Origin of the sequence: Streptomyces poriferorum, assembly GCF_019399235.1 — a bacterium.
Taxonomy (GTDB): domain Bacteria; phylum Actinomycetota; class Actinomycetes; order Streptomycetales; family Streptomycetaceae; genus Streptomyces; species Streptomyces poriferorum.
This window is the reverse complement of sequence record NZ_JAELVH010000427.1, coordinates 1-5,518: the sequence shown is the minus strand read 5'-3', so window position 1 is coordinate 5,518 and position 5,518 is coordinate 1. Positions and strand designations below refer to the sequence as shown.

The 5,518-nt window shown below is 72.1% G+C and carries 3 protein-coding genes and 1 pseudogene; 3 read left to right on the top strand and 1 reads right to left on the bottom strand.

Annotated elements, in window-relative coordinates; translation table 11 throughout:
- Positions 1-568 (bottom strand): DUF6716 putative glycosyltransferase (locus JGS39_RS37605; protein ID WP_372456191.1); only part of this gene is annotated, 568 nt, incomplete at its 3' end.
- A gap of 209 nt (positions 569-777) precedes the next feature.
- On the opposite strand from JGS39_RS37605, the gene JGS39_RS37600 reads away from it, so the two are divergent.
- The 3 genes and pseudogenes from JGS39_RS37600 (at position 778) to JGS39_RS37590 (ending at position 5,444) form a co-directional block, all read left to right on the top strand.
- Entirely contained in the window at positions 778-1,755 is a 978-nt protein-coding gene (locus JGS39_RS37600; protein WP_219574272.1) for a glycosyltransferase family 2 protein, read from the top strand.
- Positions 1,755-3,140, top strand: a complete 1,386-nt coding sequence (locus tag JGS39_RS37595; protein WP_219574271.1) for a polysialyltransferase family glycosyltransferase — start codon at positions 1,755-1,757, stop codon at positions 3,138-3,140. Before JGS39_RS37600 ends, JGS39_RS37595 begins: the two co-directional genes overlap by 1 nt.
- Before the next feature lie 206 nt (positions 3,141-3,346).
- Positions 3,347-5,444 (top strand): annotated as a pseudogene (locus JGS39_RS37590) (YfhO family protein).
- Positions 5,445-5,518: the final 74 nt, after the last annotated feature.

Here is a 5,518-nt window from a genome sequence, read left to right as displayed (position 1 = left end):
GTACGAGGGGGTGCGGGGCGCCGCCGAGGAAGGGCAGGGCGGCTTCCGTGACGGACGAGGCGTCGGCGCCCACCCCCTCGTACACCGCACGGAATCGCTCCGCGTCGTGGCGGGAGTTGGCGAGGACAACGTCGGCGCCGTGCCGCAGCAGCAGTCCGTCGGCGAGCTTCTCGTAGACGACGCCGACGTAGCCGGTGACGACGACGGGCCTGGCAGGCAGCCGGAGCGCGGCGAGGCCGTGCAGCATCGCCTGGACGGCGCCGCCGACGAGGGCGAGGACGACGACGTCGTAACCCTCGTCGCGCACGGCGTGCAGGAACTCGACGGCCGTCACCTCGCGCACCCGGTCGGTGTCGATGCCGACGTCGCCGACCTCGGCGAGCTGGCGGGGTGTCGGGGTCGCCCGGCCGCGGAGCAGCAGTCCGCTGATCTCCGTACGGGGCGTGGGCGCGCCGCCGTCGCCCGTGGTCAGCCGGCGCGCGGTGAGCGCGCCCCACTTCCAGCGGGTGTCGGAGTCGGCGAGGACGGCGACCCGGAGGGCGCTCGTCTTTTCGGTACGTGGGGGCACGTCCCAAAACTTAGGAAGGCATTTCGATTCGCAGCCCAACGTGACGGCAACAGCGGGTTAACAGCCCGCCGACGCTTGGCGAATCACCCTCACAAATGCCCCACCCACGGCGAGGAATGGACCTGGTTCATCACTTCGACATTCGTCGTTCACCTGCTGTCCCCATCAGGTCCAGGGTAAATGCCGGACCTCCGCCTAGCGTGTGACGCGTGGTTAAGCTCTCCGTCATCGTGCCGTTCTACAACGTACGGGCCTATGCCCCCGATACCTTGCGAAGTCTCCGGGCCAATGCCCGTGATGATTTCGAATTCATCTTCGTCGACGACTGTTCGACCGACGGGACTCTGGAGATCCTCCGGCGCGCCGAGCGCGAGATCCCCGGTGCCGTCCTGGTCGCGCACGAGAAGAACGGGGGCCTGGCCACCGCACGCAACACGGGTATCGACGCGGCGCGCGGCGAGTACCTCACGTTCCTCGACGGCGACGACTGGGTCGTCCCCGGCCACTACGAGCGGCTGCTGGCCGCCATCTCGGGGCTGGGGTGCGACTTCGTCCGCACGGACCATGTGCAGTTCACGGACCGGGTGCGCACCGTGCACCGGGTCCCGCACGGTCTGCGCGACACCGTCCTGCGTCCGCGTGACGTGATCCTGCCGTCCGACCGGTCGACGCCGGTGGACTACGCGTACGCCTGGGCCGGCGCCTATCACCGGCGGCTCGCGGACTCGGGGCTGCTCCGGTTCCGGGACGGGCTGCGCACCGCCGAGGACCGGCCCTGGATCTGGCGGCTGCACCGGGAGGCGGAGTCGTTCGCGGTGGTCGGCCTGCCGGGGGTCTTCTACCGGCGCGGAGTGGCCTCCTCGCTCACCCAGATCGGTGACGTACGCCAACTCGACTTCATTCGGGCCTTCGATCAGGTTCTGGAGGAAACGTCCCGGGATCCGGAGGCGGACCTTCTCCTGCCGAAGGCAGTGCGCACCTATTGCGCGGTCATGGCGCATCACTTGGAATCCATCGAAAGGTTCGAACCGGCAGTGGCACGGAAATTGCGCTCCATGAGCGCGGCTTCCCTGCGGCGTATGCCTCAGGAAGTTCTCGCCGATACGCTGAATTCGCTGGGCGACCGCCGGGCGGGCCAGCTGCGACGGGTACGCCGCCGCTCCGTCTCCCGGGAGGTCGCGGCCTGATGCCCGGCACGTACACCGCGCCGGTCGGCCGGTCCACCACCCAGATCTTCTCCGCGTGCACGCAGTACGCCGCCGCCACCCTGGTCGCCGCCCTGCGCGCCGGCCAGTTCGGCCCGCGCTCGGAGCACCGGCGCATCCTCGTCGTGAGCGACACCTCGCCCTCCCCCGAGCTCGGCATCCCCCTGCACCACCGGCCCGGATTCGAGGCGCTTGCGGGCGAGTTCGACGCGGTGCGGTCCTGGAACGACTTCATCCGGCCGTTCCATCCGGCGGGCTGGTCGCCCAGGGACCAGGACGCCCCGCTGTGGGAGCGGGCCGTGCGTGCCGCGTGGGAGATCGGCGACGGTCCCGTCGAGATCGCCTGCGAGTCCATCCAGGCCAATCCCTCCCAGGCCCTCACCGTGATCTTCGGCGACAGTCCCGTGCACATCTACGCCGACGGGCTGATGAGCTACGGCCCGACCCGCAGCAAGCTCGACCAGCTGGTCGGCACGCGCATCCGCCGACTGCTCCACCTCGACCTGGTGCCGGGCCTGCGGCCGCTGCTGCTCACCGAGTTCGGCGTCGCATCGGAGATCGTGCCGACCGATGTCTTCCTCAAGGTGCTGGCCGACCTCGCCGGTTCCGCGGACCTGCCCGCCGGCCACGACGGCCCCCCACCGGCCCTGCTGCTCGGCCAGTACCTCGCCACGCTGGGCATCCTCACGCCCCAGCAGGAGGAGGACCAGCACGTGCGGATGCTCCGCGGGGCCGTCGCACTCGGCCACACCCGGATCGTCTTCAAGCCGCACCCCAGCGCCCCGGCCCACTGGGCCCGCTCGCTGGAGCAGGAGGCGGAGCACCTCGGCGCGGACCTGACCGTGCTCGACAGCCCGGTCCTCGCGGAGACGCTGTTCGACACGATGCGTCCCGCCCTGGTCGTCGGCTGCTTCTCCACCGCACTCCTGACCGCCGCCTCGTTCTACGGGCTCCCGGTGGCCCGCGTCGGCACCGGTCCGCTGCTGGAACAGCTCACCCCGTACCAGAACAGCAACCGCGTCCCGCTGACGATCGTCGACGCGCTGCTGCCCGATCTGGAGGACCCGTCCGCCGTCACCGGCTGGTCGCTGCCCTCCGCCGAACAGGTCCGGGGCGAGCCGACCGGCCTGCTCGCGGCGGTCGGATACGCGATGCAGCCGCAGATCCAGGCCGCGCTGCGCCCCGAGGCCGAGCGCTACCTCGACCGGCACCGCGACACCCTCTGGCGGTACTTCAAACGGCGCCGCCTGACCGCGCTCGGGCTGCCGGGGGCCGTTCCCGCGCAGCTGGCGTTCATCCCGCGCAACGCGACGGTCCGCCGGCTCGCGCGCAGGGCCCGCACCCTGAAGCGGGCGGCGGCGGGCTGATCCGCCCGGGGCGCTCCGTCCGGTCGGGCATGGCCCGTCCGGGGGCGTTGTCCATCCCCGGGCGCAGTCCATCCGGTCAGGGCGTTGCCCGCCCGAGGCGTTGCCCGTCCGGTCGGGAACAGCCGCGTGAAGCCTGGCCGTCCATCAGGTGAACCACCTTTCCCTGCCCGGGATTTCACGATGTTCGATGACATATTCGACTCATCATGAGGACTCCGTCGATTATCCGATCGCCGCGCGGCCGGGGCGCCGCTCTGGCCGCCCTGCTCACCGTCGCGACCGTCTGCGCCGGGGACGCGGTGGCCCGCAGCTACCCGTTCGGCCCGCACACCCGCAGCGTGAACGACCTGGGCAATCAGTTCGTCCCGTTCCACACCCGGCTCTGGGACCTGCTGCACGGGCAAGCGGACGGCGGGCTGCTGCTGAACTGGCAGTCCGGCTTCGGATCCAGCTTCCTGCCGGACTTCGGTACGTATCTGAGCAGCCCGTTCGCCCTGCTCGTCGGGGTTTTCCCCCGGGACCGGATCGACCTGGCGGTGTACGCGGTCACGCTGGTGAAGACGGGCGTGGCCGCGGCGGCCATGACCTGGCTGCTCACGGCGTTGCGCCGGGGCCGCGGCCGGGAGTGGGCGGCGGCCGTGCTCGGTGCCTCGTACGCCCTGTGCGGCTGGTCGGTCGTCGAGGCCGCCTACAACCCGATGTGGCTGGACGGGCTGATCGCGTTCCCGCTGCTGTGCCTGGCCGGTGAGTGGGCGCGTACCGGGCGTCGTCCGGTGCTGGGGACGCTCCTGGTGACACTCGCCTGGGTGTCGAACTTCTACACCGCGTACATGGCCACGCTCGGGGCCGCCCTGGTGCTGGTGGTCCGGCTCCTGCTGGAGGACGGAACGTCGCGGGAGCGGGTCCGGAGCCTGGTGCGGGCGGTACGCACGGTGCTCATCGGCATCGGGCTGGCCGCGCCGGTCCTGGTGCCGGTGTTCCTCGGCACCAGGCACGCCTACCCGGGCTGGAACCGGGCGTTCGCCCCGGCCGCCTGGCCCGATGTCGCCGCGAGGCTGCTGCCGGCCACGTACAGCTTCTTCAGTCCGGCGCTGTTCCTCGGAACCGGCGCCCTGCTGCTGGCCTGCGCGCTGGCCTTCCACCGTGCCGTGCCGCGCACCGAACGGTTCGTGTGGGCGGGGCTGGTGGCCGCGGTCGCGCTGTCGTTGCAGTGGGGACCCACGCATCTGCTGTGGCATGCCTTCGCGACACCGAACGGGAGCCCGTTCCGGCAGACGTTCGTCCTGTCCGGGCTCGTCGTGATCGCCGCCTGGTTCTCGGTCGCCACCGCCTGGCCGGACCGGCGGACCCTGCTGGGCGGCGCGGGGGTCCTGGTCCTGATCGCGGCCGGCGCCGCGTCCAGCGCCCTGATCACCGGCTGGACGTATCCGCTGTTCGCGGCGGGCCTGCTGGCCGTGACGGGCGCACTCGTCCTGGCCCGCAGCGGCAGGTTCGCCGTACTCGCGGCCCTGCTGCTCATCGGGGCGCAGGCCGGTCAGGCCGCCGCGACGACCGCGTACGCCGACCGGCAGCGGCTGAACCGGCTCGACGACTACGCCCCCTGGGGTGAGCGCCAGACCCTCCAGGCCGCTGCCGTGGCCGGCGCCGACGGCTGGCCGCGCTACCGCACCGACCCGGGCCTGGAGCAGTCCACCGCCAACGACCCGCTGCTGGTGGGCGGGCAGGGCGGCGCCTACTACAGCAGTCACACACCGGATGTGCTGACCCGCACGTTCCTCGCGCTGGGCGCCGGCTGGACGTCGAACGGCCGCGCCCTGCACAGCCTGGACAACCCGGTGACCGACGCGGTGTTCTCGGTCGGCGCCCGGGTCCGGATGCCGCGCGATCCGCATCAGGGCTGGAACCGCCCGGACGGCCGCCCGGTCACCGTCACCCGGCAGGACGCGCTCCCGCTGGTGACGCTGCGGCCGGCCGGGCGGTTCCAGCCCTGATGCGGATCGCGCGGCATCCGGCGTCACCGACAGCGGCGTGCGGGCCGAACTCCCCTCGAACGCGAGTGGGTTGGCCGTCCTGGCCGCGCCCCGCATCGCGGGCTGGAGCTGCGGTGGGCATCCGGCCGACTCGTACCTCGGCCTGGTCGCCGTGCCGGTGAACGGCGACCGGACGACGGTGGACTGCACGTTCCGGCCGCCGGGGCTGCGGGCCGGGAGCCTCGCGGGGGCGGGGGCCCTGGTGGCGCTGCTGGCGACGGTCCTGATCCCCCGGGCGCGGATGCGCGGGCGGGCGGTTCGGTTGCCCCGGTAGCCGTGACGACACCGAGACTTCATCTGCGCGTGGTGGGAGTGAGCCACTCCGCGCGCGTACGTTCCCACCCATGC